The organism is Sphingomonas sp. CARO-RG-8B-R24-01 (assembly GCF_022662295.1).
GTDB lineage: Bacteria > Pseudomonadota > Alphaproteobacteria > Sphingomonadales > Sphingomonadaceae > Sphingomonas.
Genome location: NZ_JAKNQI010000010.1, coordinates 79,365 through 105,502, shown reverse-complemented (window position 1 = coordinate 105,502; position 26,138 = coordinate 79,365). Strand labels below are relative to the sequence as shown.

Genomic DNA, 26,138 nt, shown 5'->3' with positions numbered 1-26,138 from the left:
GGGTGTGCGCCGACTTTCCGTCGCTGACGATCAGTCGGTCGCCGGGCGCCCCTTGCTGGCCCGCCGCTGGATCGCGTCGGCGAGCTTTCCTCGGTCTTCGGTCGGCAGCGTCGCGGCATAGACTACTGCCCGCCGCTCAACCGCCGCCCGAACCGCCATGTCCGCCACCCGCGCACGGTCGAGTGCGGCGGTGACCGCGGTCTGATCGACCACTGGCTGTCGCAGCAGCATCGCCGCCTCCGCCTTCGCGGTGCGCGCTTCGACAAGCGTCGGGTGCATCGCGCGGCGCACCTGACGCAGCGCCGTTCGAAAGGGGCGTCGCTCCGACAGCGGCAGTTCGGCGCCCGCGATCCGCATCGACCCCGCGTTGATCATCCGGGCGCCCGAGCGTAGCGAGATGATGCCGGCGACCAGCGCTCCTGCGAGAAACAGGTTTAGGATGATCGAAGCGGCCAGGACGATACGAAGCTTACCCATCGATCAGGTCTCCACTCAGGTGACGTCGCCGAATGACGTTGCGCTATCCGACGTCGCCTCGACCGGCGCGGTGATCGCGACGGCGGCCGTTCCCGCAGTCGCGCCGGCGAGCGCGGCGGCTATGCCGACGCCCGACCACCAAAGCCGCGCGCGCGTCATAGGCGTTCGAGCCGACACTGGCGCGCTGACGATCACGCGCGCTCGCAACGTTTCGTCAGGCGGCGACACCCTCCACGTGTCGAGCGCGTTATCGAGTGCGGAGGCCTGTTCGAGAATAGTGCGACCGGCGGGCTGCGACGCAATCGCCATCGCGGCCTCGCGATGCTGCTCGGGCCAGCGCGCGACGACCGCCCCATAAGTGTCCGCCAACTCCTTGAAGCGCGCGAGGGTCAATGGTTCAGGCATCCGTTCCCTCCTGCGGTTCCGCCAGCCGGGAGCGTAACGTGCGTCGCCCGCGCGCCAGCAGCGATTCGAGCGCCTCTACGCTGATGTCCATCACCGCGGCGGCCTCCGCACCCGATAGGTCCTGATAATGTACCAGCAGGATCGCCTCGCGTTGACGCTCCGGCAACGCTCCGATCGCCGTCGCGACCGCGTCGCCCTGTTCCGCCTCGATCAAGCCGGCTTCGGCGTCCGGCGTCGGGTCGACCGGCTCCGGCAGGGCGTCGACGGTGATCTCGCGTCGACGGCGCAACCGATCGCGGCACAGGTTGAGCACCACCGCATGCAGCCAGGTGTCGAACCGCGCGCGACCGGGCTGCCAAGTCCCTGCGTTGCGCCAGACACGGACGAACGCCTCCTGCGCCACATCCTCGGCCTCGGCGGTGTTGCGCAGCATACGCGTCGCCAGACCTAGGATACGCGGAAGCTTCGCGGCCACGAGCAATCGCGCCGCAGCAGGTTCGCCGCGACCGACCCGCTCGATCAGCGTGGAGTCCGGATCGTGAATGCTCAAGCGCGCGCCGCCCTATGGCCATATCGGTCGATCCATATCAGGACACCGAACCGTCGCCCGCGTCCTTCGCCTTGCGCGCATGGACTGCGGCACGTTCACTGGCGCTGAGCACGCCGTCGCAGTTCGTATCCAGGCGCTTGAAGCGGCGGGTCAGCATCGCTTCGATCTCCGTTTTGTCGAGCAGCCCGTCGCCGTTCGTGTCGAGCTTAACGAAACGTCGCGCGGGATCGCTCTTGCCGGCCTCGGCCGCCGCCACGAACTCGGCGCGGCTGACCTTGCCGTCGCCATCGGTATCATAGGCCAGCAGTTTCCTTTCATGCCGGGATACGAACGTCGACAGGGTCACGCCGGCCGCAGTCACGGCGGCTTCGTGTTTCGCCGGTGCGGCTTGGTCGGCAGGCTTCGCGCAGGCCGCCGCAGGCGCCAGCAAGGCCACCGTCAACGCCGTGCGTCCCAACGTGATTAGCGATATCGTCGTCATGCGGTTGGCCTTCATGGCACCGGGTCGCCGGTCGCGCGGCAGGATCCATGGTCGCGGGAAGCCGCAGGGGCGCGTATCGCTCCTGCGGCGTATGGCGCCTAGTGATACCGCCAACCGCCGTGCCAGCGATAGCGGTGGCCGTAATAGCGACGACCATCCCAGTAGCCGCGGCCAGGATAGAAGACGCCGATCCGAACGCCCCGCGCCACGATCGCGCCACCACGATTGGGACGGCAATAGCCGGCTGGACCACGGTGGGCACCGATACCGCAGCCCTGCCGGGCCTGCGCGGGGGCGACGGAAGTAAAAGCTGCTCCAGCCGCGAGCGCGGCCAACAGGATCTTCTTCATGATGTTCTCCTCACAGGTATTCGAGTGGCGGGGGCAATGACGCCGCCCTCGGCGACACGCACTCAGTAGTGCCGACCGTTGTGCTTGCTGGTGTAGATGTGAGCGCTTGCCCGGTTCTGCCGATGCTCCAGCCGCGCACGCTGGTTGCCGTTCAGGTGACCGCCGTTATTGCTGCGCATCCGCGCTTCGGTCGCGTCGATGCGGCCCTGCTGGCGTTCGTCACGAACGGCTTCGCCGGCGGTCAGGCGACCGCTCCTTACACCCTGATCGATGCGCTCCTGCTGGCTTCCCTGACGCTGGTTGACGCTCTGTGCCTGCACTGTGCTGGACAGCGCCAAGGCAGCGGTCAGAACGGCGGCATAAGGTAGTTTCATCGTCTTGCTCTCCTTGTTACGCCTCCTTCAACGGCGCACCCGATCCTTTCCGTCGCTGCGGCATCGACCGCCCGCTTAGTTTTTTGAAAACTGGAGGTGAGAGATACCCGATCGGTGCCCGCACAGCCGGGATGAACAGATGGCCGGTTCCGGGAGGCGTTAGAATCCAGTCGGATGGCCGGACGTGAGTCGTCATGGCCCGAACCTGCCAAGCAGGAAGCGACCAAATTTGCCGTCCTCTTGCACCGCAGCTTCCCGGAATCTGCCCTCGCTCATCTCCTTCGCACTGATCTCGCAGTCGCCCGATGCGCTGAAGGCTACCGCCGACATGCACCCGATCGCCGGCTACCGAGCGACCGCTTCAGTGATCATGGCCGGCTTCAGCCGGCGGCTCGACCGAGGCTCGCCAGGCTCGAACCGGGCCGCGATGGCGCGGAGGCGCTCCTGCAGCCTCGGCGCGACGAAATCGAGGAAGGCGCGCAGCTTGAGCGGCTGCTGCTGGTGGGCGGCATGGACGAGCTGCACCGGCATCGCGGGTGGCGCGAACCCCGCGAGGATCGGGACCAGCGTACCGTCGCGCACGCCATCGGCCGCCTGATAGGACAGCACGCGCGCGATCCCGAGCCCGGCCATGGCGCCGCCGGTGACGCCCTCCGCCGTGTTGACCGAGAACCGGGGGGCAATGATGACCTGCCGCTGCACGCCGGCCGCATCGACGAACGGCCACTCTCGGTAACGCTGCAATCCCTCGAACGCGATGCACGCGTGGTCGGCCAGCTCGGCGGGCTCGCTCGGTTGCCCACGCCGGTCGAGATAGTCGGGGCTTGCGCATACGACCCAGTGGATGTCCCCGACGCGGCGCGCGACGAGTGCACTGTCGGGTAGCTGTCCGATCCTGACCGCGACATCGACATGGTTCTCGACCAGATCGACCACGCCGTCTGACAGCACGAGCCGCACGCTGACCTCGGGGTACGCGCTCAGGAAGGAGTGGACGATCGGCGCGACGTTGAGAGTCCCGAACAGGATCGGCGCCGTGACGAGCAGCTCTCCACGCGGCGCGCGATACTCGCCCGACGCGGCGCGCTCCGCCTCGGCCAGCTCCGTCAGCACGCGCCGCGCCGACGCAACATAGGCCGTTCCGGCTTCGGTCAGGAGCAGCTTGCGGCTGGTGCGGACCACGAGTTGTGAGCCGAGCATCGCTTCGAGATCCGACACGCGCCGGCTGACCGTCGGAAGCGGCACATTGAGCGAACGCGAGGCGGCCGACAGACTGCCCCCGTCGACTGCTGCAACCAACGTGCGCATCGCTTCGAACCGGTCCACGGCGCCTCTCGAAATGTGGAAGTCTGCGTTGCGGTGATAGCCGCTGCCGCGACAATGCGAAAGGCCATAGCTCTTGGCTGTGGCCGATGAGGCCTAGCCAATCAGGAGATCCACGATGCCCGTCACCTTCAAAACCGCCGACGTCGACGGCCTTAAACTGTTCTACCGCGAGGCGGGCAACCCGGAGCATCCGACCGTGCTGCTGCTCCACGGCTTCCCAAGCGCCAGCCACATGTTTCGCGACCTGATCCCCGAACTGGCAGACGATTTTCACGTCGTGGCACCCGATCTTCCCGGCTTCGGCATGACCGAGCAGCCCGGCCGCGACCAATTCGCCTACACCTTCGAAAACATCGCCGATGTGGTCGGCCGTTTCACCGAAGTGGTCGGGCTCGACACGTTTGCGCTCTACGTCTTCGATTATGGCGCGCCGGTCGGCTCCCGCCTCGCCGTCAAGCATCCGGAGAAGATCACCGCGATCATCACCCAGAACGGCAACACCTATGTCGAAGGCGTGTCGGAGGCGTTCGCGCCGGTACAGGCCTATTGGAACGACCCGAGCCAGGCCAATCGTGACGCGCTGCGCGGCTTCCTGGTGCCCGAGACGACGCTGTTCCAATACACCCACGGCGTCAGCGACCCCGCCAGTGTCTCGCCGGATGGCCGCAACCTCGACGACTTCTACCTGGCGCGGCCGGGTAACGACGAGATCCAACTCGACCTGCTGTTCGATTACCAGACCAACGTCGCGCTCTACGGCACCATCCAGGCCTATTTGCGCGAGCATCAGCCGCCGGTGCTGGCGATCTGGGGCAAAAACGACCCGTTTTTCGTGCCCCCGGGTGCCGAGGCGTTTAAGCGCGACGTGCCTTCGGCCGACGTGCGCTTCGTCGACAGCGGCCACTTCGCCCTGGAGACCCACGCTTCCGAGATCGGCGCGGCGATGCGCGACTTCCTCGGCCGGCACATCGGCTGACGTACCCGACCGGGCGCCGCGCCCCCGGCGCCCGGCCATCCCAGAACAAGCATAAGGACCTCCGGCATGACCAACCCGACCGACATCGTCCGCAGCTTCTACGAGAAGCTGTCGACCGGCGACGCCCTTGGGGCGCTCGGCCTGATGGCGCCCGACATCGAATGGACCACGATGTGGCACTATCAGGTCGAAGGTCGCGGACCCGAGCGCGTCGCCGAGGGCCTGTTCAAGCCGCTCATGGCGGAATGGTCGAGCTTCTCGCTGGTGCCCACCGAGTTCATCGCCGAAGGCGACACGGTTGTCTCGCTGGGCGACTTCACCGGCGTCCATTCCGTGACTGGTAAGCGGTCGGACGCGCGCTATGCCCATGTCTGGACGGTCCGGGACGGCAAGATTGCCCGCTTCCGGCAATATATCGACACACTGGCGATCGCTGAGGCGCGTCGCTGATGCCGCGCGTCGCCATCCTCACCGGCGCGAGCCGCGGCATCGGGCGCGCGACCGCCATCCGCCTCGCCCGCGACTTCGAGGCCGTGACGCTGGTGGCGCGCACGTCCGAGGCGCTGGCCGAGACTGCCGAGGCGGTCCGGTCGGCCGGGGCCGAGCCCTTGGTGATCGCGCGCGACCTGCGCATCCCCGAGGCGGCAGCTACTGTCATCGCCAACGCGGTCGCCTTTCTGTTCGCGCCCGAGATCCACTGGGTGGCGGGGACAGCGCTCCGCGTCGACGGCGGCGAAACGAAGGTGGTATGATGATCCCGAGCAGCGACATCGCGTTCAGTCCCACGACCAAGGCGATCCAGGCCAAGCACGGCTCGCGCGACGCTTATGCCCGTATGGAGGCACGCGGCGGCTTCCGGACCGAAATCGACGATCGCCTCGCTGGCGCCCTTACCGAGGCGAACTCGGCTTACCTCGTCACCGCGAGCGCGATCGGACAGCCCTATGCGCAGCATCGGGGTGGGCCGCGCGGTTTCATCCGGATCGTGGACGAGCATACCATCGGCTTCGCCGATCTGCCGGGGAACCAGCAGTTCATCACCACCGGCAACCTCGCCGAAAACCCGCACGCGTTCCTGTTCCTGATGGATTATGCGCACCGGCGCCGGGTCAAGGCCTGGGGCCGCGCGCGCGTTGTCGAGCCCGATCCGGGGCTCGTCTCGCGGCTGATGCCGGACGGCGAGCAGGCTGAGCCGATCGGCGTGATCCTGTTCGAAGTGCTTGCCTGGGACACGAACTGCCCGCAGCACATCCCGCAGAAGCTGGACGCCGACGTCGTCGCCGCAGCGCTCGCCGAGCGCGACGCCGAGATCGTCCGATTGAGAACCGAACTTGCCGCCCTGCGCGGCGCATCAGGAGACGCGGAATGAGCCGACCCCCGCTGCCGCCCTTCACCGAGGAGACCGCCATCCAGAAGGTGCGGGCGGCCGAGGACGGCTGGAACACCCGCGATCCGGCCAAGGTGGCGCTCGCCTATACGCCGGACAGCCGCTGGCGGAACCGGGTCGACTTTCCAGTCGGCCGTGCCGAGATCGAGGCGTTCCTTTCCCGGAAATGGTCGCGCGAGCTGGAATACCGGCTCATCAAGGAGCTGTGGACGTTCGGCGGCAACCGCATCGCCGTGCGCTTTGCCTATGAATATCACAACGACAGCGGTCAGTGGTTTCGTGCCTACGGCAACGAGAACTGGCAGTTTGACGCGGATGGCCTGATGGACCTTCGGCTAGCCAGCATCAACGAGCATCCGATCGCTGAGGCTGACCGCAAATTCCGTTGGCCGCTCGGCCGACGGCCGGACGACCAACCAGGCCTGAGCGACCTCGCCCTCTGAGGGCGGCTATCGTGCACCGAGGCTTGGGTGCTGCCGGTCGGCAAGCCCCGGTACAGGCTGCCTTGTGCGGCCATCTGCTAGCGCTGTGCGCGAGCCAACGAAGCTGAATGATTGTCCGTAGTTAGAACCCGGTCAAAGGCGCCGAACGTCCAAAATTGGGTGCTTACGCCAGCCCATGAGCCTTCCGCCACAGCACTGCATTGACCGGAACCAGCATCTAAGACCATCGGGCTATCGATGAGCAAGAGCAAGGGACGCACCGGTGCGCACGCGCGCCGACATCCAAGCGCCGCCAACGGCCGCAGAACTCGAAGCGGCCAAGCGCGAGTCCGCCCAGATCGAAGGACGTCTTGTCGGCCTCGCCGCAGGGCATCCGTCAGTGAAAACGTGGAAAGCCCGCCTCCGCTTGGCTCAGGCTGTCATAGCGAGAGCTTCGCGCGAATGAACGACTGGACTTGGGTCGTCCCGCTTGCGGGTTGCATCATCAGGCTCGATTCAAAACGCAAAACTCAGCGGCGTTGAGGGACCGCTTCCCGAAGTTGGCTTCCCGGAAGCTGCCCGTCTCCAATGAGCCAGGTCTGCTCATTTGGAAGTGGATACCGGGAGTCCCTCGAATGTCCGCTACGGCCGGCCGCCGACCTTCGTTGCTGGACCTGTGAATGACGGCTCCGTCCCAACCCCAGTCAATCCCGCCGCCTCCAACTTTCTATCGCAAATCTGCGCCCATTCCATACACCGAGACGGGCTGGGTGCTTTGCGTACGTCCCGACCATATTCTGCGATTTCCCCATGGAGGCGTTATCTTGCTGCAGGCACAGTATGTCCCTTCGGGTAGACAAGCCGGGCTCGGGGGCATTGCGGGGGCCCTTCCCTGAGGGGTCAGGCCGAGACTGTGGCGCGGCCTCAGGGGGAGACTTCCCCCGCATCCTCATAAACCCGGATGTCTTCGTCCTGCTTATCGTCTTCGAAGGCAGGGAGCATTGGTTCGTGGGAAAGCAGGCGCTTCCTCGACGTCGGTCGTGCCATGAAGGTGACAAACGTCTGGAGGCGCGGTCTTCCTGCCGTGGGGACCTTCTCGCTTCGGAGCGACAGCGAATACTCGGGGAGGCTGTCCTTCTCCGCGATCCGCGCGATTTCGCTTCGGGTTGCGCGGATGCGCGTAAGACCGCATCCCATCCGCTGGGCGACCTCCTCCAGTTCGAGCCGATAGGTCTGGCCCGGTTGGCAGTTGAACATGGCCAGCTCGTAAAGACGACGCTCGATGGGAGCCAGGTCGAAGTATCCGAGATCATAGGCAGCCAAGCGACGATCCCGGTGCACGGCGCGATAGAACCAGTCGCAAACCGTCACCTCGATGTACTTTACGCGCTTCTCGCCGTTTACATCGTTCGCGTATCCAACCTTGAACTGATCTAACCAAGAAAAGTTGGTCTCGGTTTCCTCACCACCGGTGACGATGTTCGTTTCCACCACGGTGTTACGAAGACGCCGGAGGGCGTCGATCAGATAAGCATAGGAGCGCTTGCTGGCATTGTTGCCGGTGATGCGAAACAGATCGTGGGCGGTGAACCGTATCGTGCGCGACGTCGTGCCACCGCGATCGAGCAGATCGATCATGATGCTCGCGACGTAAAGGAGGATTTCCTTGTCGTAGATCGTCGCGATGCCGTGCTTGCCAGCCGAAAGCTCGATGTTCACCCCCTCGGCCGAGAAATTCATCGGTTCGAGCTGCCGCGCCTTCTTTAGAGCAAAAAACGGGAAGGCCGCGACGGTGCGTTCCCCCAGGATTTCGCCGAGGAGGGGACTATCGATCGGGAACAGGGTGCCTTGCGGGTCGGGTGACCGGGCCATGCGGTGGACTCCTCGATCATCAGATTGGCCGCTTTTTGATCTAAAACGCAACGCATGGCGCGCCCGCCGGGGCCTTTCGTACGGTAAAGCACGAGTCTTTGTTGGCCGGAGGAGACCCGATGCGACGTTCGGAGGGGCGGAAATCGCACATGTGGCGGCACTAGGAGTCGCATCGGTGCGATTCGCGGGGACCGCGGCCGATTCGCGGACACCTTTCAGCGAGATCTTCGTGCTTTACCGTACGAAAGGGGGGTGAGGCCGCTCCGGGCGGCGCGCGTACGAGGGGAAAGGATGAAATAGCGTACGAAAGGGTCGCCTTTCAGCGGCCTTGATGCTGGGTTTGGGGCCATTTGGGTGCCCAAAACGGCGAAGATCGGTACGTCGGAGGCCCACGGCGGCGAGCTCGTGCTTTACCGTACGAAAGGGTCGGGTCCGAGCGGCGATACGGCTGATCCCATTCCTCATTGCAGCGCCGAACCGGCAGTGCGGAAGCCCCAGAGGCTCTTGGGCAAATCGAGCTCACCCCTGTGCGCCCGCGTCACCATGCCGGCGAAATACGCGCCCGGGGTGAGGCGAATTTCGTCCCTGGCCTGACGCTCGGCGGTGATCATGATTGCAAGGGAAGCACCGTCGACGCCGAGCTGGTCGAGCGCATCTACCCAGGTCCCGGTGCGGATGCCGAGATCGGTGCGCAGGCGAGCGGCGGCGCGGTGGAGATCCGGCCAGGTCGGCCTCTGGGCACCGACATACATCGCCGTTGTCGGGAACAGCTCGACGAGCTCGACCGGAGAGGTCTTGAACGTGCTGCTCGACGGCGACGGCGGGCCATCCGGTTCGATAGGATCGACCACCTCCGGGTCCGAACTACTTTTCTGCAAAGCCTGTACGGATTTTGAGGAGGGATTGGTTTGTATATGTATGAAGGGCGAGGATTCTGACCCTAAGGCGTCTAATTCATCAGGAAACATATGTCGGTCGATCGTCAGGCCGACCAGATCCTCGATCCCGGGTAAGGCAGACAGCGCCTCCTCATATGCCGTGCTGTCGCGGACGGAGCGCGCTGCGGCAGCCTGCGCAGCCGCGCCTTCGATTGCTGTCTGGAGAGCCAGCCAGTGCGAACCCGTCAGACGCATGTCAGCGGCTTGGGCGAGCACCTGGCTGACCATCCGTCGCACGCGTGCGATCTCCTGTCGGCCGTGCTTCTCGAGCCGCGAGAAGGCGCTGTGGGCCTCGGCGGCGGCCTTCAGTTCTGCGAACCGGGTGCGGAGCGGCGAAAGATCGATGCCATAGGCGCTGATGATCTGTCCGGATTCCCCACGTTGGCCCCGTCGGCGGCCGTGAGCGGCATCTCGCATGGTGATCAGCGCCAGCTTGCGGAGTAGGCGCAGGCGGGCCTTGATCGCGCTCACGGTTACGCCGGCGAGTTCGGCCAAGGTGTAATTGCTCGGCCACGCGATCGGCGTGCCGCCGGCTTTATAATCGTCGGGGCGGGTATAGCCGATCAGGTGCTTCAGGGTTTCGAGCGCGGACGCGCTGAGCCCGAGCCTGGTCTTGGCACCGTCGAGCACCCGGTAGAGCTCGTTGCGATCGATGTCGACGGCGTCCTCGATGCGCGCGGCGAGCTCGCGCTCGATATGCCTTGTGAGGGCCGAGATCGGGCGGGCGCCGGTTCGGCCGGTAAAGGCGTTTTGGGTATAGGTCATCGTTCGGCACTCCACTGTCGGAGGCCGTCACCGGGCAAAGAGAAGGCGTGGCGCGAGACGCGCGTTCTTGAACGGGGCCGGGGAGCGTGCTACCTAGGCGGTACTGTTGTTGAGCCTCACGCTTGCAGGCGTGTGGTAGCGGATCTCCGCAGGGTGCCCGGCCTCGAGCCGGGCATTCTTTTATGTGGTCACGGCCAGCTCCCCTTGTTGGCCTCGATTCGGGTACGAAACGCACCGCCGGATAGGCCGGCATCAGAAGACACGGACTCCCTTCGGCGCGGCAAGCAGGATTGTTCGTGCTTTACCGGACGAAAGGTCCCTGAATCTCGTGCTTTACCGTACGAAAGCCCGGATCGTTTCGCGCCGGCATCCCGCCTATTGCCGCGGCGCAGGAATCGTATCGGCCTTGATCGTGGGGTTCACGACTTGCCTGGCAGCTGGCCGGGTCTGCTCAGGCTTTACGAAAGGGGGATCGAATACTTTCCCATTGGCCAGTTGTTGGCCGACGGCGGCCGTGAGTGCCCTTTGTACGTCAGGCATTTCGCCGATCGTTTTTCCCAGCTCCTTTTCGGCCGTCAGGATGCCGATCATGAGTTCGAGCTGGGCGTTGCGAAGCCGCGGGTCAGCCAAGCGATCCTCAGGGTTCTTTTCGGCGAACAGCGATGCCAAGTCCTGGCGCGCTGGACGGGGCACGCCTTCAGCCTGCGCGCCCGGTGCTTGCTGCACCTTGTTGTCGGGCCGTTCACGATCCCATTTTTCGTAGGTGGCTTGCGTGGCGGAGGAGGGGTGGTGATTGACCGCTAGCCCGACCTTGTTTGCTTCCAGCCACACGGCATCCTTGAATTCGGCGGTTCCGTCGACCTTCAGCGTCTGCCAGCCCCGATCGCGTGCGAGAGCGACGATGTCGGCGATCACCACACCCTCGTTATGAGATGTCGAGATTGACCTGGCGTCCAGCGTGATCGCGGCGATCTTGGCACCGCGCTCGAAAAGTTCGATCTTCTTCTGATTATCGGAGACGTGCACCCCGTAGCGCCGGCGTAAAGCTTCGGGAATGGTGGAGTCATCATCGGCCGCGAGCGCGGTCACGACCGTCTCCGTGTCTCCTGGCCTCAACATCCCGCGAAGCAGGCCTAGGAATCCGACGCCGTGTGCTTCGGCCGCACGGGACGCCGGCTCGGCGGTCAGCTCGACGAACTCTCTGACCTGCTCTGCGGATTGCTCGCTGCTCGCGCCATCTGGCGCTTCGATCCGGTTAGACCCTTCGTGCTGGCGTATGTCCTGATGGCCCCGCGCGTCCTCGGCCAATTCAAGATCGCGTTCCGCGCGCCGGACGCGGGTGGGTATCGGCGATCGGCCATCCTCATCGTCACCCGCCAGGATCATGCCCAGCTCAGACCCAAGACGATCCCGGGGAACGGGCGCACCGTCGGCGTCGAGTTCGGCTTCGAACGCGCGGCGTACCAGAGCCTGTCGCAGCTGCTCTGCAATCGGTTCCGGCGCCATTGCGATCAACTGCTCGACGCGGTCGGCGAGGCGGCTCGCCACCTCGCTCTCGTCAACGCGATCGCGACCGGCGATGTCTGCACGGACCTGGCCCTCAAACTCGGTGACGAGGCGGTCAGCCATCGACGGACGTTGATCCACGCCCGCCTGCTCCATTGCGGTCACCTGCTGTGAGACGGCTTCCTGGCGCGCTGCGACCTCGTGCCGATTAAGGCCGGAGCGTACAAAGTAAACGGCGTCGGCGACATCACTGTCCCAGGCGCCGTCCTCGCCCAGTGACCGCAATTCGTCGGGATCGTACCCCGCTTTCGTGAAGGCACTCGACAGGCTCGGGCTCTTGAGCACGCTCTCCAGCGCCTCATTCAGCCTGTCCTGGTTCACATCGATCTTCTCGTAGTGAAGCTCGCGCTGGAATGCGTCGAGCCCATCGTTCAGATCCTCGTACAACGCCTTGTGGCTCGCTGTGTGCTGGCTGAGGGTCAGCAGCAATCCGCGATCACCCTCCGACAGCCCCGCGGACTGCTCGCGCAAGGTTCCAGCCGCTCCACCATCAACATCGGCCATGATCCACTCCTCCGGGGCTTACGCCGCCCGCTGTTTTGCATCCTCGATAGACTTCGAATACCGGCTCGGGCGCTTGGTAGGCGCCGGCACCTCGCCCTGTGCGATCACGCCACCATCACCGGCGGCGGTCTTGGCAGCCTCATCCGATCGTGCCGCTGGCGCTGGGGCCTTGGCATCCGCGATGATCGACGCGAACGCCGCGGCGGTCTGCGGGTCAATCACGATCCGCTCGAGCGGGACGCTGGCGAGGTCTTTCTCGTCCAGAACCCGGCAGCCCTGCCGGCGGACATAGCGCTGATAATCGTCCATCGACTGGACAGGGGGCACGACCCAGCCGCGCGCCGCGCGTGCCCGGAAAGTCCTGTTCTCGAAATAGCGTATGCGCTGATGCAGGATGGGCCGGCCCGCGCCCGGCTGGAAAATCAAACCCATGCGTTGCGGCATGTCTTCGACCTCTTGCGGCATGAGCAACGGCCGGCTTGCTTCCGAATGCGAGATATTCCCGAGGTTGCCGCTGGATGATTGAAACAGGGCGGTGCGAGAGTCGCTTCTCGTTCGCGTCTTTACCGTCTGGGTGCCAAGCCGCTCGGAGATGTCCTTGGCATCGGCGAAGGTATTGGGCGTGTAGAAGATCTGGATGCCGCAATTGGCTTCGATCTCACGCGCCATGTGCGGGCCGTACACTGCAACGATCTGCGCCGGACTCTGGAATACCGCGGCGATCCGGACGCCGTAACCGGCGAGGTAGCTGAAGCCTTCGCCCAAGACGTCCATTTTCCCGAGCCGTTTGAATTCATCGACGATGAGGATGACAGGTACGACGTTCCGCTGTCCGGGGACGAAACCCGTCTGGCGCACGATGGCGGCCCTGATCTCGGCCGCCTTCTTATCCTCGCCACCGGCCGCGCCGCGTTGGATGTCGCGCGCCTTTCGGGCGCGCTCGCGCTTGTCGAGCGGCCGTGGAGGCAGTTCGCGGGTGTGGAGGTCCCCGATCTGCTGGAAGATGACATTGTAGAGCGGCGCGAGCAGCGTCATGTCGCCAGGATCCGAGCCCATGAAGATGCTCATCGGCAGGGTGCGGAGCTGGCGCAGGTCGAAGTCGCTCCTCCGCGTCGCCATCACGATTTTCGGATTGGCGAATAAGCCGAGCTTGGATTCGATCGTCGACTTCACGCTACCGAACGTCTCCGTTGGAATGCTGATGAACGATCGTAGCAATTCGACCGCGCCGGCTGCGATGTTGGCCGACGGGTCCTTCTCGATTTGCTCGAGCACCTGGCCGAGCCTGTTCTGCGGATCGTTGGTTAGGATGCGGAATATGTTGGCAATCGTGAAGTCGAAGTCAGGGTTGGCGGCCAGATAGGCACCGACACCCACGAATCCGTTACGCGCGGCGTCTGTGAAGAAGGGGTTTCCCGAGATCGGGTAGGGGAGCCACTGCAGCGACATGCGCTGCAGCTCCGATACCACGCCGATCGCGTCGTCGCGATCGATGTAGCCGAGCGGGTTGAAGCAATGCGTTTCGCCGGTCGAACTCAGCGGATCGAACAGAAAGACCTTCTGCCCGAGCACCGTCCGTCGCCATCCCGAAGTCGCTTTGTACGCCTCGCGCTTCATATCGAGTACGACCGTTGAGCCGGTGAAGTCGAGCAGGTTCGGAATGACGAAGCCCACGCCCTTACCGGTTCGGGTCGGAGCCGCCATGTAGATGTTCATCTCCATTGGTGCGCGGAGGAGACCGCCGGCCGCCCAGCCGATGATCGGGCCGTGGCCCGAACGAAGGCCTGCCTTGCGGATCTCCTGGTTCGTACGAAAGCGGGCATTGCCGTATAGCCCCTCCCGCTGCCGCCGAAGTGCAATGCCGGCGACGAGGGTCGCGAACAGGCCGACGCCGAAGGCGAGCCAGAAGGGGCGTGCCATCCAAGGTTGGCCGAGCGCCCGCCACACGACGAACGGCGCGGCCGCCCAATGGATTCCCGGCGAGATCATGCGGTTCCAGGCAAGTGCGCCGAAGACACCGATGGTCGCTGCGACGACAGTCGCGAAGATTATCACCGTGAACCAGACGCCAACTTGAAGCTGGCGATTGTACCGAAACCAGACCGGTGACATCAGAGCACCCCCTTGTCTTCGGGACGGAACAGCACCTCGGTCATGCGGTATTGGGCCGGCCGATCGCCGTCGGGGTCGAAGCGTCTCATCTGCACCACAACGTCGATCAGTGCCTTCAGCAGGCCGCGGATATCGTCGCGGTGAAGGTCCGAGCCACCAGGCGACTCCTTAACCAGCAGCGTAAGCTGCTCGAGCGCACCTTCGGCCGTGTTGGCGTGGACCGTTGTGATCGAGCCGGGATGACCCGAGTTGACGTTGCGAAGATAGAAGAAGGCGGTACCGTCGCGAAGCTCTTGCAGGAGGATGCGATCGGGTCGCATCCGCAACGCAGATTCCAGCAGTTCCTTCGCCCCGATCTTCTGGAGCGAGTTGCCGTCCTTCGAGTAGGTCATGTGGACCGCATTGCGATGGGGAACCACCAGTTCCCGCGTGTCTTCGATCGTGAGAAGCCGCTCATACTCGGGAATCAGCTTCACAAGACCTTTGGCGAAGCTCGTTTTTCCGCTGCCCGTGGCGCCCGAGATGAGAATATTTTTACGGGCCTCGACGGCACGCTGGAAAAACCGCGGCCATTTGCCTTGGTCGCGCAGCGCCACGAGCTCGTGGTCCTCGACGCTCATGCCGACATCGGCCGCCCGCGTACGTTCGAAAAGGCCCTGCTCCTCGAAGTCCGCCATTGCCCACGTGACGGCCGATGCCTTGCGGATCGTGATCGAGACGGTTTCGGTGGGAACCGCAGGCGGCACGAGGCACTGCACCCGCGCTCCATCGGGGAGCACCGATGACACGACCGGGTTTTCGGAGTCGATGTCTTGGCGCGTGATGCCAGCCATCAGATCGCAGAGCTTGCGCAGCCACTTATAGTCGAGCTGGGGCGCGTCGAACCACTCCCATCCGGCGCGCGTCTCGATCCCGATCTCGAAAGGCTTGTTGATGACGCATTCCGTCACGTCGTCACGTGCAAAAAGGGCGCTAATTGGCGCGAAGTAGGTGTCGAACATGTTGGTGTCCGAGAGGCGCACAACCGTCACTTCAGTGTCCGGCCGAAACTCGTCCATCGCCCGACATAGGTCGTCCGGCGCCGAAGCGAGGCGTGCTTGCCAGCCTGAACCCCCATCCCGGCTGGAGGCATGCATGTCGGCTTGGGGCGCATCCTATCAGCGCCTCACGCGTACGTCGTAGACCGACGAGAAGTCGAAATCCTTCGCAACGAAGATAGCGACTTGGTCGCCCTGGTTCTTCTTGAGTATCGGCTGAATGTTGATCGTACCTCGAAGTGCGGTCGAGGCTGTGTCTGCCGGGACCTGGGTGGTCTGCGAGCCGCGATTGGCGAAACGGCTGCTTGCGATGTCGCCGAGATCCTGGAGCACGCTGAGCATCAACGCGCCGCCGAACCGCTGCCAGAACATGGTATCGACACCGCCGGCCATGCCGGCGCGGCCGAGATCGTCAGCGGCCGGGGAGCCCAAGTCGATCGCCACGCCGCGCGGCGTAAGCGCGCGCGTCCAGAGCACGAAGAGCCGAGCCTGTCCCTGATTGATGCCGCCCGAATACTGGCCGAGAACCTTTGTCCCTTTGTCGAGGATGACCACGCGACCATCCTCCGAATAAACGTCGTGGCCGATCACGCACGACACATAGCCAGCCTGTGTCGAATTGATCGCGGTCTGCAGCGTGCAAGGAACAAGCGTCCCAGCCGAGAGGAGGAAGGAGCGGTTCGCGACGACCGTCGCGCGAGCACTCTCGATCACATGGTGTCCAAGTTGCGACGATAGACCGTCTTGCGTCGGGCTTGCGCCTGACCCGCCAGGCGGGAGCGGCGCTGCGGGGCTTGCGGGTTGGCCGGCCAGCTGACCTTCACCCGAAGCTCCGGGTTCTCCAGTCAGTGCCGCGAGCGCCTGTCCCGGGCCTGCCTGCCCTTGTTCCTGCTGTCCAGCTGCGGCCTGTCGCAGACCATTCATGCCGCCCGAGAAGCCCATGATGGGCGCTCTCCGCGACGCCTGCGCAAGCGCCACGCGCGGATCGACCGTGTGCTGGCCACTAGATCCGTTCTGCAGTGGCACACCCAACCTCTGCGCATCGGCTGCCGACATGCCTACCGGAAGCTGCTGCCCCGCAGGTCCCAGCGGATTCGACACCATAGTCGTGCCATTCGGCCCCATTGCGACCGCGTTGGGCGCTCCGGTCGCGGGCAAGCCGAGCAACGCCTGTCGAGCTTGATCCTCTGTAATTGCGTCGCGCTGCGCGAGCGTTGTCGCTGTGCCTGGTGTCGTCGAGGCAGCGGCAGGCCGGAATGACGTCCTTGCATGGAATAGATACCAGCCGAGAAACAGTCCCAGCATGATCACGACGACAGCGCCCATCAGCACCGTCATGGGCGGAATGCCGCGGAAATCGCGCTCGGCCCGCGCTATCGCGCCGCCTTCGACCCGATCGACCGGCGCTCCTGCGGCGTCGCGGATCACGCCGTCGCTATCCACGGTCTCCATCAGTTCCTGCTCCCGCGCACTTGGCGCTCGATGACCGGTGAGGCGGTGCCCGTCCGCGTGTCGCGCTCGTTGCGGAGGGGGCCCCTGTTGGTGATGCAAAGCACCAGCCCGCCCTTGCGGAGCCTGAGCTCGTGCCAGACGCCGTGCAGCACCACATATTCCTCGCGCACGTCGTAGGGGACGATGCTCTCGGTGCCGTCACCGTTGACGGAGAGGATCGAGGGAATGTCGGCGTGCCCCGGGTACCGCAGTACCGTGAACTCGCCATTGTCCGAGATCTCGCTCGGCTGGAGCTCGCTGGAACCCTGCAACCAGTATTCGAGATTGCGAGTGCCCTCGATCACGGCGTGGTCGAGGGCCGTGTTGACGACCTTGTCCTCGACGGCCTGAATGCGGCTCTGCTGTGCAAGGACCGCTAGCTCGGCCGTCATCCGCGCCTCCTCAGCGGGATAACGAAACTTCACCGAGTATACCGGTGGGCCTGTGTTGATGCCGAGCTCGAACTGATAGCTACGCGTCGTGCCCATGTAGCTCGTCAGCACGATCAGGTTGGTCGGGCGCGCGCGCTCGCGAGGCTTCAGGAAGATGATGTTTTTGACGGGCACGATCTCCCAGGAGATCGTGTCGCCGAGAGCGGCCTGCGTGACGACCTCGTTCGCGCCGAACTGTATCTGGATTGCGTGCCGGAACGATCCGCTGATCGAATAAACCTGGTTGGCGTCATAGGCGACGGAAGTCACGCGGGAGTCCCGTGGGCCAGGACGCGGCTTCGTTTTTGCCTCCACGGTAGAAGACACGAACAGTGCGGCGATCGCCCCCGCCAGCAAGATCCCCCTCATTTCATACCTCCGGCGACGTTTGGTAGCTAACAACGGTGAACCCGATCGGATTGACGTTGAGATCGCGTTCGAGCTGCGGCCGGTTGGTTATCTTGAAGGTCAGGGTCGCAACGTAGCGGCTGACCAGAGGGAGTCCGACGTGCGAATAGACCGTCCGGGAATAATGAACCTCGGCGACATTCTCGTTGATGAAGCTAATCGATCGAATATCAATCGAGGCCATCGGCGTGTCTTTGAACACATGCTGCGGACTTGCCGGATCATTCCGACCGAAGAAGTCGCTGTAGCGTCTCTTTTCCTCGTCCCCAGACATAAGGAGGACCGCCTCGAACATTTCGTTTTCGGCAAGTGGGATCCATCCCTCGCGATCCTTGACGTATTGCGAGATGAAGTATCGCTTCACCGACACGTCGTAGCTCATGGGGTTGGTACCGCTCAGCCCGGGGACGATCGAGGTCTGCCCGGTCGAGCGATCGACTTGGATGACGAACGGCTCAACACGCTTCAAGGGAGCGAGCATCGCAACTGCGCCGACGCTAACTATGGCTAGCAAACTGGCTACACTAGCGACCGTCCAGGCCAACCGGACGCTTCGCTTCGCTCGCAAGACGTCGTTGCGCTGCCAGTCGAGCGCATTTTGCTCAAGCTGCTTCCTTTCCGCTTTTGTGTACTCGCGCATGGTTCAGCAGCTCGGATAATAGGGAAGGAGCGAGCCGGTCGTGACCGGCTTCGGACCCGCCGAAGGGGCGCCACTTGAAGCACCCGGCGGACCTGCGTTGATTGGCTCGTCGCTGGTAGGCGGCCCCGGCGCAGCTGGGGGCGAGGGCGGGGAGATCGGCGGTGCCGACGGGGCCGCTGCCGCGGGCTGTGGTTGACCCGGAACGGGCAGGGACGGGAGGACCGTCCCGGTCGGGTTTGCAAAGCGATACGGTCCAGCGCATTTTGCCAGCTTCGGGACGCGGGCGCCCATGCAGCCGGAAGTCAGTGCAATGAACGCCAGGGCGACGGCCGATCGCTTCATCATCAATTTCCTTTTCTGATCGAGCCACCGCCGCCGCCCGCTCCGGATGACCCTGACGGCATCCGGCCGCGATTCATGCGGTTCATGATCTGACTGACCCCGACCGCCATGAAATTATGGCCGCCCGACGCGGAGCCCCCGAAGATTCCTGATGAGATTGCCGGCGCCTGGAAGAAGAAGAGTGTTCCGAGGATGTAAATGACCGCGACAGAAATGCAGGCCATAATAACTTCCGCGGTCGACGCGAGAGCGACCGTCGCACCGCCACTGCTTGCGTTCAACACTTGGCCCGCAGCGCCCGTCGTCACAGACACACCCGTTACATCGGACATAACGGCTGTGTTGAGGCCGATGACCATCGCGGAGACAATCGCGACGATCACCATCAGGAAGACGTAGTTCAGGAGCTGGCTCAGCCAACCTTGGAACACCCAGCGAGTTTGAGCGAAGAGTGTGCAGGCTATCGCGATAGGGGTCAGCGCGAGCACCACGTCCAATGCAAAAAGCGCGAAGACATAGATCACAAAGCCAATACAAGCGGACAGGCCGGCGATCAGGAGAACGACGACGAGAGCAAGTGATTCCACCAGTTTATCCGCCATGAGCGTAATCGACTGGCCTGGACTCATTATCGCCGCTGTCGTGTTTGCGGCGTTTTGCCCTAGCACCGAGCCGACAACGGAAGCCGCCGAGCTCGCGCCCGTCATGTCGGCTTCGTCTTTCGCCCACTTATTCTGAACTATGGCGACCAACTTCTGGGCGTTTCCAAAGTATTTATCCATCGCCTCACCTGGGTTGGATATGGGCGTCCCTCCGCCGGCTGAAATGAGGGCGCCCGGAAGACCATTCGCGGTTGTGATTACGGTTGACGTAAATCCTGTCGATCCGATCAAGGCAATCACGAGCCCAAATTTGAGCGCCGACATTCCAAGCTCGGCAAGGGGGCTCGCAACGATTCCGCGTATCACCATGATACCGAGTAGAACGAAGTAGAGAACTCCTGCGGCAGTCAAAATCGCGATGGCTATGGGAAGAAAGCCCGCGCTATAGCTACTGGTAACGTTCGCAAACGCAGCGGCGAGATAACCGTAAGCAGATGATAGAACGTTAAACTTCACCTTGCATCGCCTTAATGCTGTAGGTTGGTTCCCGCCAAATTGCTCCAGCCTTGCCGTTGACGCTCCTCGTGGGCCGCGAACCGAATGTTGGCATCAGCTGTCACAGCCTTTCGGCATTCTTCGGTGTCGGATTGCGTCCGGAACGGAGTCTTACTTTTGATGTGACCCTCACACTTCTCTAATAGGTCATCCCGGAGATCTTTGTCGGCCTGATAGGCCTCCACCGTTTGATGCGGAAATTCGTCTCGGGGAGAGCATCCCGCGAGAAAGCTGAACCCGATGAGTACCAAGATAGGCTTCCGTTGCATGGTATCGTCTCGCCTATTGTTGAAACTGAGTTGCGGCCGACGACAATGCAGCGTTTGCAGATCTCGATCGGCTCGCCCAATATTGCTTCAGCAGAAGATCGCTCTGCGCCTGTTGGCTCATCTGGATCGCTTGCAGCTTCATGAGATCATTGGTCGCCTGCGCGCTTTCCACCGTCGCTCGGACATTTAGGTCCATCACGTCCTTCGGATCCTTTGCCGAAGTGATTTGGTTCTGCAGATCCGCAAGACCTGTCGTGCGCTGATTGCCGATCGCGAGACTATTGCTACCGACGGCCATCATGTTTGCGGCGCCGCCGTTCACAGCGCTTAGATAATTCGCGTAGGCCTCATTGACCCCGGCGGCATACGTTGTCCCGTTGCCGTCAGAAGCCGGCAGCGCATATTGCTGCTGATATGTCTTTGCCAACGCACCGATCGCACCGATCGCCGACGTGTTCCCAGACAGCAGTTTCGCCATGTCCTGGGCTTCCACCGGTAGGAGATTCCTCACTGCGGAATTGTTCAGGACGGTCGCGATGCTGGCGGCATTCGTGATGTGGGAGAAGCTCTGGTAGGTTTGTTCCAACTGCTGGATCTGCGTTACCGCCTTCTCGATCTGCGTGGCAGAGTTCGTCACCTGCTGGATGATCGACAGATACTGGAGCTCGTCGTGGACCGGGATGCCCTGGGCGAACGCCGGCACAGCGGCCGTGAGTGCGAATGCGGCGAGCGCCGCCTTGATCGATAGCTTCATCATCCTTCTCCTCGTCGGCATCCTCATCGGTGTTGCTGAAAGTAAGGGAGCCAGTCGGCGGGCCGATCGCCGCGCGCAGCAATGGCGTCTTCCATGACCTTGAGCGTTTCGGCCCGTCCCGAAAGGACCGCGATCGCGTCGTCCATGCCGGAGAGATCGAGCCTCGCGACGACCGAGTTCTGACCCTGTTTGATCAGGAATGCTCGACTCTCCGGGGTCAGCTCCTCCTTGATGAGCTTGAACTCGGCGGCGGTGAGGCCGAGCCCCTCGCGATACTCACGCTCGCGCCCGAACTGGTTGGGAAGAATGATCTTGGTCGCGGTCTGCTCGATGATCGAGTGGCTGATGCTTGATCGAAGCGCGTCGGCCGGGCTCTGCGTCCCGAAAACCAGAATGCCGTTTTGCTTGCGATAGGTTTTCAGACCGTCCTGAGCGAACGCCTTGAAGGCGTCATCCTCGAGCGCTTTCCAGAACTCGTCGATGTCGACCACCAAACGTCGGCCATCTAGCAATGCATCGATGCGGTGGAACAGGTAGAGCATGATGGGGGTACGCACCTCTGCGTGATCAAGGAACTCCGTCATGTCGAAGCCCATGAACGGCGCGCCGAGGCTCAGCTCGTCCTGCTCATTGTCAAACGCCCAACCCAGCGCGCCATCGCGCGCCCATCGATCGAGCCTTGCGCCGATGCCCTCGGCATCCCTGTAGCCGAGAACCTGCCGCAGGGCGCCGAGAGACCGCTCTCCCGGTTCGAGCCGCATTACGGCATCGATACCCTCGTCGATGCGTAGCTCCTGGGAAACCGTGAACGGTTGACCCTCGCGCCGCACCAGCACGCGCACGAACTGCTGAAGGAATGCGATGTCGCCGGGGCTGTTGGTCAACCCCTTGAGCGGAGCGAACCCCGTTGTCACCCCATTCCTGAGAGGCAGATAGGTGCCGCCGCACGCGCGCACGAAAATCTCTGCGCCGCGGTCCTTGTCGATGAAGATTTGTGTCGCGCCGGCCTTTTCGAGCTGTGACATGAGGAAGTTCTGCAGGACGGTCTTTCCAGCGCCGGTCGGACCGATCACGAGCGTGTGACCAAGGTCCTTGAGGTGGAAATTGAACCAGTAGCTCGAGCCGGACGTCGTCTTGAGCAGCGCGACGGCGTCGCCCCAGTGGTTCGCCGTCGCCTGCCCGGCCGGATAGGTATAGAAGGGTGACATCGCTGCGAAATTGCGCGAGCTGATCGCGGCCGGCCGAGCCCGCATCTGCCAGTTGCCCGGCAGCTGTGCCCAGAAGCTGGCCTCCAACGCGAGCGACTCCCGGGCGGCGACCATGCCCGTGTCCGCCAGTGCCGCGCGGGCGCGCGAAACACGGTCGATCAGCCGCTTCGGGTCCGCGTCCGTTACCATGAGTGACAGATGATGATCGCCCATCACGAAGCGATTGGAGCTGAGCTCGTCCATGGAGGCGACAAGTTCGTCAGCCTGGCTGAGCGTCACGTCGTCGCTGCTCGCCAGCTGCCGCCGACGCTTCTGCAGCTTGTCCATCGCATTGGACTTCACAAAACTGGTGAAGCTCTGCGTTAGCACGAACGGGAAGTCGAGCTTCAACAGCGCGTTGAACTGGCCCGTTCGCGTCTGCGCCACGTAGTCGCGGATGCCGAACATCGCCCCGAAGTGCGTTTCGTGCGGAAGCCGGAATTCGATCGTCTCGCTGCCGAAGACAATACGGCTCGAGTACAACGCCTGCCCGATCGGGCCGTCGACGATCGGGATGCGCAGCTCGTCCCCCATCATGAGGTGATGGAGCACCTCCAGAGGCCGCGAGAACAGCACGCCGTTATGCTCGTAGGTCGTGAGCGCCACGGGCTCACACTCGGCGAGCATCGTCTCGAAATCCCGGCACTTCTCGTTCAGCAGCAGCAGCGAGCGAGGATCGATTTCCTCCTCACCCTTGCGCTTGAGACCGAGGAAGCCCGTGACTTTGTCGGCCAGCAGATCACCCGGTTTGACGATCAGCGTGACGTAGAAGTCGTTCCGATAGATCGCCCTGCCGAGCAGTTTGGCGTAATATTGCTCGTCGAGGTCGGCTGCGAACTGTGACCTGAAACCCTCCGGCCGATATGGTTCGATTGGTCGCCGGACAATGTGCGTCCAGATCGCGAACCTATCGTCGCAGAGCGAGCGAAACAGGATGTTGAGGCTGTTATGCCAAGCTGCCAGCTCTTCAGGATCGCGCGTTTCAAACGAGCGCCCCTCGACGGCATACATGCGCATACAGCAGCCGTTTTCGAGGATGATAACGTCATCCGCAGCGTGTCGCAGGTAGGGGAGATACGGTACGTAGTCCGCCTCGCGCCCAACGACCTTGGCGTTCTTGACGAGCCTACTGGCCATCAGCGCTACCGAAACCCTTCCTTCGCGCAAGGAAGACGGCTGTTGGAGAGAAGGTGTTGCCGCCCCAAATCCGGCGGGTAGAGGTCGAGGTTCCGGGCCCGAAGCGGGTGCGCACCCACAAACCCAGTAGCCGAAAGGCATTCATATCGTACCGGACCACGGCAAGGGATGCGAGATAGAGCGGCCCGGCGGTGAGGATGCCCCAGAAGACGTTCTGCGTCGCGCCGAACACGATCATGCCCACGACCATGATGACACCCGCCGCTTCGAGTGGAACGTTCATGAACGTGGCGGGCCGCGTCATGGAAATCAGCAGAGGATCTTCGCCTTCGCGCTCCATGGCTCAGCCCGTCGCGCCGCCGCTGAGCCATCCGACGATCTGCGTGGCGCCGAAGACGATGCCGATACCCACGAGCACCGAGAAGAAGCGTGGCCAGTCGAGACGGCCCGTCATTTTGGCAAAGCCCGCACCCATCACGGCAAGGATCCCGATCGGCACTGCGGCCGTTTTGACCCACGCGGTGATGCTCGTGAGACCATTCGAGATATTCGTGGGATCGTCGGCAAAGGCAGGGCTCGAGAAAAGCATCACCGCCAGCGCCAGCGGCACATACCGCGCTCGGTCGAGTTGCTTCCGCCTTTTCTCCAGTAGGTTTCGCATAGCTTCCCTCCTCATTTGAACACGAGCACCGACGTCGCGCCTTCACCGACTACCCAGGGCTGTGGCGCCGCTTTGGCGTCGGCAATCTGAGGCGCGATCGTGCGAGCTGCCGCCAGCGCTTCGAGAGACACGACACCGGCAGCCATCATCTGTGGCACCAGCCTTCCTGCCGCCTTCCAGACCCGGTTGACGTAGTTGTTCCTGAACCCGACCGTCGTGCTGCCACTGTTGTAGAGGCTGAATGTCCGGCTGATCGCCTCGAGCCCCTGATAGTCGCGCGACGCTCGATCGTAGTTCGCAGTGAGGACCTTCTCGGCCGCCGCCAAGTTGCTGCACGCATCGAAAGCCGTCGTCACAGACAGGCCGGTCCAGACCAGATTCGCGGAGTTGATTTGTGCGATTCCAAGGTCGACGGAATAACCGGCGCTTATCCATCGGGTGGCAATCGCTGCCGCCTCCTCGGGCGTCCGGGCTCGGAAGCGCCCAAGGTGGTTCACGTTGATTGCAAGCGTGTCGAAGGAAGACTCCACGCTGGCGATCGAGACAATTGCCTCCGGGGCGATGCCGGGTGAGCATTGCTGCGCAAGCGCCAAGACGACGGGCAAGGCGAGGATCATTGCTGCCGGGCCCCTTGAGGTGCCGACGCATCTCCGCCGCGCATGGCGGCGATCCCATCGATAGCGGCGAGCGAATAGGTCTGCTGACGGCCATCGCTGAAGGTCATCTCAACGCGATAATTCGCGCTGCCCTGTTTGCCGTGGATTGTGGTTTTGGAGACCCCGCCGCCGAGACAGGGAGGGAACGCCTTGCCCGTCGCGAGGTCTCGCCAGAGCTTATAGATCGGCGGAACGCAGGCCCCGTATTGCGTCGGCCCGCCCGGATTGGAGAGGCACAACAATACTTGGCAGCCATAGTCGCTGGCCAGCGCCGGCGCTGACCAGCCGCTCCCAGCTGCCACCAACGCGATTGATACCGGAATGCCAAAGCGCATCGCTAAGCCTCCCCCCGTGCTCCGCTCCAGCAGAGTCTAGGTAACGGAACCCCATTAATGCTGCCGTGACCTTGGTGCAACCCTCGGGGAACTCGGGTCTGGAGCGACTTAACCGTGCACAGGACGGTGTTTCGGGTCGTGAAAGGCTGTCCGGTTTGAAGTAATGCAAGGTGCCGACCAAACCTAAGTGCCGCTATTACCGAGAGAATTCCCAGCGAGTCCCGGAAGCAACGAGTGGTATGGAGTCCACCAGTCTGAGGGGAGGAAGGCAAGCCGGAGCTTACTCCGTCGTTGAGATTTGGACGTCACAGAACCGACGTGGGACGATGGGGAACCCGCCAACGAGAGAACATGTCATGCAGGTTTTCCGCATGTGTCCCTCCCAGACACAGAGCACTCTAGTCATGCGCTGGCGATCGGCACCGGTGGTTACAAACCGCCGCCGCATAGCTTCGGAGAGATGTTGTTATTGGTCTGTCCGCGTCACGGAGAGACCATCGTCGCTGCTCCGCCTCGTCGGTCCAGGCATCGATCAGGCCGGACAAGATACTACCTTGGAGTTGTCGGCAACCAGTTTCGCTGACGGAAGCAAATCAAGAGTACGAAGATTGGCGGTTCGCGAGCTTCTGACAGCGACGCGTTCAGCGAGGTCGCAACGCCGGCCGCCGCCGTCCGTTCTAAGTCCGACGGCGTCCTGCGTTCGCCTGGGCCCGAAGCCCGGTCGTTTTCTCCGTATCTTGAAGAAAGGGCGCCAAGTTGCGAACGCAATGGGTGTGTCTTATTCCTCTTCCTCGAACGTCACGGCGACATCGGCGTTCGCGCTCAGCCGCACCTGATTGCCCTCGACCTCCGCCACCAAACCACGCGAAATGAAGTGATGGTGACCCTTATGGTGCCCTTCGCCGCTATCCGACTTCTTCAACTTAAGGCGATCCCCAGTGACGCTGTCGACCGTTCCGACGTGGACGCCATCGGCGCCGATCACTTCCATGTCTTCCGTTACGGCTTGAAATCCGGCCACTGATACCTCCTGATGCGACTGACGTAATAGCGATGCCGACGGCGCCT

28 protein-coding genes are annotated in these 26,138 nt (G+C 63.2%); 5 read left to right on the top strand and 23 right to left on the bottom strand.

The window, feature by feature from the left end:
• Positions 1-30 precede the first annotated feature (30 nt).
• From L8G49_RS18115 to L8G49_RS18085, 7 genes are all read right to left on the bottom strand, one after another.
• A complete protein-coding gene (locus L8G49_RS18115) occupies positions 31-477 on the bottom strand; it encodes a periplasmic heavy metal sensor (RefSeq protein WP_242187147.1) in 447 nt (148 codons plus the stop codon).
• Positions 478-492: 15 nt separating this feature from the next.
• A complete protein-coding gene (locus tag L8G49_RS18110) occupies positions 493-882 on the bottom strand; it encodes a hypothetical protein (protein WP_242187146.1) in 390 nt (129 codons plus the stop codon).
• Positions 875-1,432 (bottom strand): RNA polymerase sigma factor, encoded by a 558-nt coding sequence (locus L8G49_RS18105; RefSeq protein ID WP_242187145.1) that lies wholly within the window; start codon positions 1,430-1,432, stop codon positions 875-877. Before L8G49_RS18105 ends, L8G49_RS18110 begins: the two co-directional genes overlap by 8 nt.
• Before the next feature lie 37 nt (positions 1,433-1,469).
• On the bottom strand, positions 1,470-1,913 hold the full coding sequence (locus L8G49_RS18100; protein ID WP_242187144.1) for an EF-hand domain-containing protein: 444 nt from the start codon (positions 1,911-1,913) through the stop codon (positions 1,470-1,472).
• 98 nt (positions 1,914-2,011) lie between these two features.
• Positions 2,012-2,263, bottom strand: a complete 252-nt coding sequence (locus tag L8G49_RS18095; protein WP_242187143.1) for a hypothetical protein — start codon at positions 2,261-2,263, stop codon at positions 2,012-2,014.
• Positions 2,264-2,325: 62 nt separating this feature from the next.
• On the bottom strand, positions 2,326-2,637 hold the full coding sequence (locus L8G49_RS18090) for a hypothetical protein (protein WP_242187142.1): 312 nt from the start codon (positions 2,635-2,637) through the stop codon (positions 2,326-2,328).
• Positions 2,638-2,982: 345 nt separating this feature from the next.
• Positions 2,983-3,963 carry a LysR family transcriptional regulator gene (locus L8G49_RS18085; protein WP_242187141.1) on the bottom strand — a complete coding sequence of 327 codons (981 nt, stop codon included), beginning with the start codon at positions 3,961-3,963 and terminating at the stop codon, positions 2,983-2,985.
• Positions 3,964-4,078: 115 nt separating this feature from the next.
• Here L8G49_RS18085 and L8G49_RS18080 point away from each other — a divergent pair, with 115 nt between their 5' ends.
• From L8G49_RS18080 to L8G49_RS18060, 5 genes are all read left to right on the top strand, one after another.
• Positions 4,079-4,939 carry an alpha/beta hydrolase gene (locus tag L8G49_RS18080; protein ID WP_242187139.1) on the top strand — a complete coding sequence of 287 codons (861 nt, stop codon included), beginning with the start codon at positions 4,079-4,081 and terminating at the stop codon, positions 4,937-4,939.
• Positions 4,940-5,005: 66 nt separating this feature from the next.
• The gene (locus L8G49_RS18075) at positions 5,006-5,389 is read left to right on the top strand and encodes a nuclear transport factor 2 family protein (RefSeq protein ID WP_242187137.1); all 384 of its coding nucleotides are present in this window, start codon (positions 5,006-5,008) and stop codon (positions 5,387-5,389) included.
• Positions 5,389-5,691: an SDR family NAD(P)-dependent oxidoreductase gene (locus tag L8G49_RS18070; RefSeq protein ID WP_242187134.1), complete on the top strand. Its 303-nt coding sequence runs from the start codon at positions 5,389-5,391 to the stop codon at positions 5,689-5,691. The genes L8G49_RS18075 and L8G49_RS18070 overlap by 1 nt, the downstream gene beginning before the upstream one ends.
• Positions 5,688-6,308: a pyridoxamine 5'-phosphate oxidase family protein gene (locus tag L8G49_RS18065; RefSeq protein WP_242187132.1), complete on the top strand. Its 621-nt coding sequence runs from the start codon at positions 5,688-5,690 to the stop codon at positions 6,306-6,308. Before L8G49_RS18070 ends, L8G49_RS18065 begins: the two co-directional genes overlap by 4 nt.
• The gene (locus L8G49_RS18060) at positions 6,305-6,769 is read left to right on the top strand and encodes a nuclear transport factor 2 family protein (protein ID WP_242187131.1); all 465 of its coding nucleotides are present in this window, start codon (positions 6,305-6,307) and stop codon (positions 6,767-6,769) included. The genes L8G49_RS18065 and L8G49_RS18060 overlap by 4 nt, the downstream gene beginning before the upstream one ends.
• Before the next feature lie 903 nt (positions 6,770-7,672).
• Here the strand turns inward: L8G49_RS18060 and L8G49_RS18055 are convergent.
• The 16 genes from L8G49_RS18055 to L8G49_RS17980 all read right to left on the bottom strand — a co-directional run bounded on the left by L8G49_RS18055 (position 7,673) and on the right by L8G49_RS17980 (position 26,061).
• Complete coding sequence (locus L8G49_RS18055) at positions 7,673-8,620, bottom strand: replication initiator protein A (protein WP_242187130.1); 948 nt, start codon at positions 8,618-8,620, stop codon at positions 7,673-7,675.
• 461 nt (positions 8,621-9,081) lie between these two features.
• Positions 9,082-10,323, bottom strand: coding sequence for a plasmid replication protein RepC (gene repC, locus L8G49_RS18050; protein ID WP_242187129.1), 1,242 nt, complete (start codon positions 10,321-10,323; stop codon positions 9,082-9,084).
• Positions 10,324-10,698: 375 nt separating this feature from the next.
• Positions 10,699-12,393 (bottom strand): LPD7 domain-containing protein, encoded by a 1,695-nt coding sequence (locus tag L8G49_RS18045; RefSeq protein WP_242187127.1) that lies wholly within the window; start codon positions 12,391-12,393, stop codon positions 10,699-10,701.
• A gap of 18 nt (positions 12,394-12,411) precedes the next feature.
• Positions 12,412-14,505 (bottom strand): type IV secretory system conjugative DNA transfer family protein, encoded by a 2,094-nt coding sequence (locus L8G49_RS18040; RefSeq protein ID WP_242187126.1) that lies wholly within the window; start codon positions 14,503-14,505, stop codon positions 12,412-12,414.
• Positions 14,505-15,506 carry a P-type DNA transfer ATPase VirB11 gene (gene virB11, locus L8G49_RS18035; RefSeq protein ID WP_242187246.1) on the bottom strand — a complete coding sequence of 334 codons (1,002 nt, stop codon included), beginning with the start codon at positions 15,504-15,506 and terminating at the stop codon, positions 14,505-14,507. The genes L8G49_RS18040 and virB11 overlap by 1 nt, the downstream gene beginning before the upstream one ends.
• 156 nt (positions 15,507-15,662) lie before the next feature.
• A complete protein-coding gene (virB10, locus tag L8G49_RS18030) occupies positions 15,663-16,994 on the bottom strand; it encodes a type IV secretion system protein VirB10 (RefSeq protein WP_242187125.1) in 1,332 nt (443 codons plus the stop codon).
• A complete protein-coding gene (locus L8G49_RS18025; RefSeq protein WP_242187124.1) occupies positions 16,994-17,833 on the bottom strand; it encodes a TrbG/VirB9 family P-type conjugative transfer protein in 840 nt (279 codons plus the stop codon). Before L8G49_RS18025 ends, virB10 begins: the two co-directional genes overlap by 1 nt.
• A 1-nt stretch (position 17,834) precedes the next feature.
• Entirely contained in the window at positions 17,835-18,512 is a 678-nt protein-coding gene (locus L8G49_RS18020; protein ID WP_242187123.1) for a type IV secretion system protein, read from the bottom strand.
• Between the two features lie 344 nt (positions 18,513-18,856).
• Positions 18,857-19,972 carry a type IV secretion system protein gene (locus L8G49_RS18015; protein ID WP_242187122.1) on the bottom strand — a complete coding sequence of 372 codons (1,116 nt, stop codon included), beginning with the start codon at positions 19,970-19,972 and terminating at the stop codon, positions 18,857-18,859.
• A 321-nt stretch (positions 19,973-20,293) separates the two neighbouring features.
• Positions 20,294-21,037, bottom strand: coding sequence for a type IV secretion system protein (locus tag L8G49_RS18010; protein WP_242187121.1), 744 nt, complete (start codon positions 21,035-21,037; stop codon positions 20,294-20,296).
• A gap of 20 nt (positions 21,038-21,057) precedes the next feature.
• Positions 21,058-23,418, bottom strand: a complete 2,361-nt coding sequence (locus L8G49_RS18005; RefSeq protein ID WP_242187119.1) for a VirB4 family type IV secretion/conjugal transfer ATPase — start codon at positions 23,416-23,418, stop codon at positions 21,058-21,060.
• Positions 23,408-23,758: a VirB3 family type IV secretion system protein gene (locus L8G49_RS18000; protein WP_242187117.1), complete on the bottom strand. Its 351-nt coding sequence runs from the start codon at positions 23,756-23,758 to the stop codon at positions 23,408-23,410. The genes L8G49_RS18005 and L8G49_RS18000 overlap by 11 nt, the downstream gene beginning before the upstream one ends.
• Positions 23,759-23,761: 3 nt before the next feature.
• Complete coding sequence (locus L8G49_RS17995) at positions 23,762-24,079, bottom strand: TrbC/VirB2 family protein (RefSeq protein WP_277923353.1); 318 nt, start codon at positions 24,077-24,079, stop codon at positions 23,762-23,764.
• 11 nt (positions 24,080-24,090) lie between these two features.
• The gene (locus L8G49_RS17990) at positions 24,091-24,696 is read right to left on the bottom strand and encodes a lytic transglycosylase domain-containing protein (RefSeq protein WP_242187114.1); all 606 of its coding nucleotides are present in this window, start codon (positions 24,694-24,696) and stop codon (positions 24,091-24,093) included.
• On the bottom strand, positions 24,693-25,070 hold the full coding sequence (locus tag L8G49_RS17985) for a hypothetical protein (protein WP_242187113.1): 378 nt from the start codon (positions 25,068-25,070) through the stop codon (positions 24,693-24,695). The genes L8G49_RS17990 and L8G49_RS17985 overlap by 4 nt, the downstream gene beginning before the upstream one ends.
• A gap of 778 nt (positions 25,071-25,848) precedes the next feature.
• Complete coding sequence (locus L8G49_RS17980; protein WP_242187245.1) at positions 25,849-26,061, bottom strand: DUF2171 domain-containing protein; 213 nt, start codon at positions 26,059-26,061, stop codon at positions 25,849-25,851.
• Positions 26,062-26,138 lie beyond the last annotated feature (77 nt).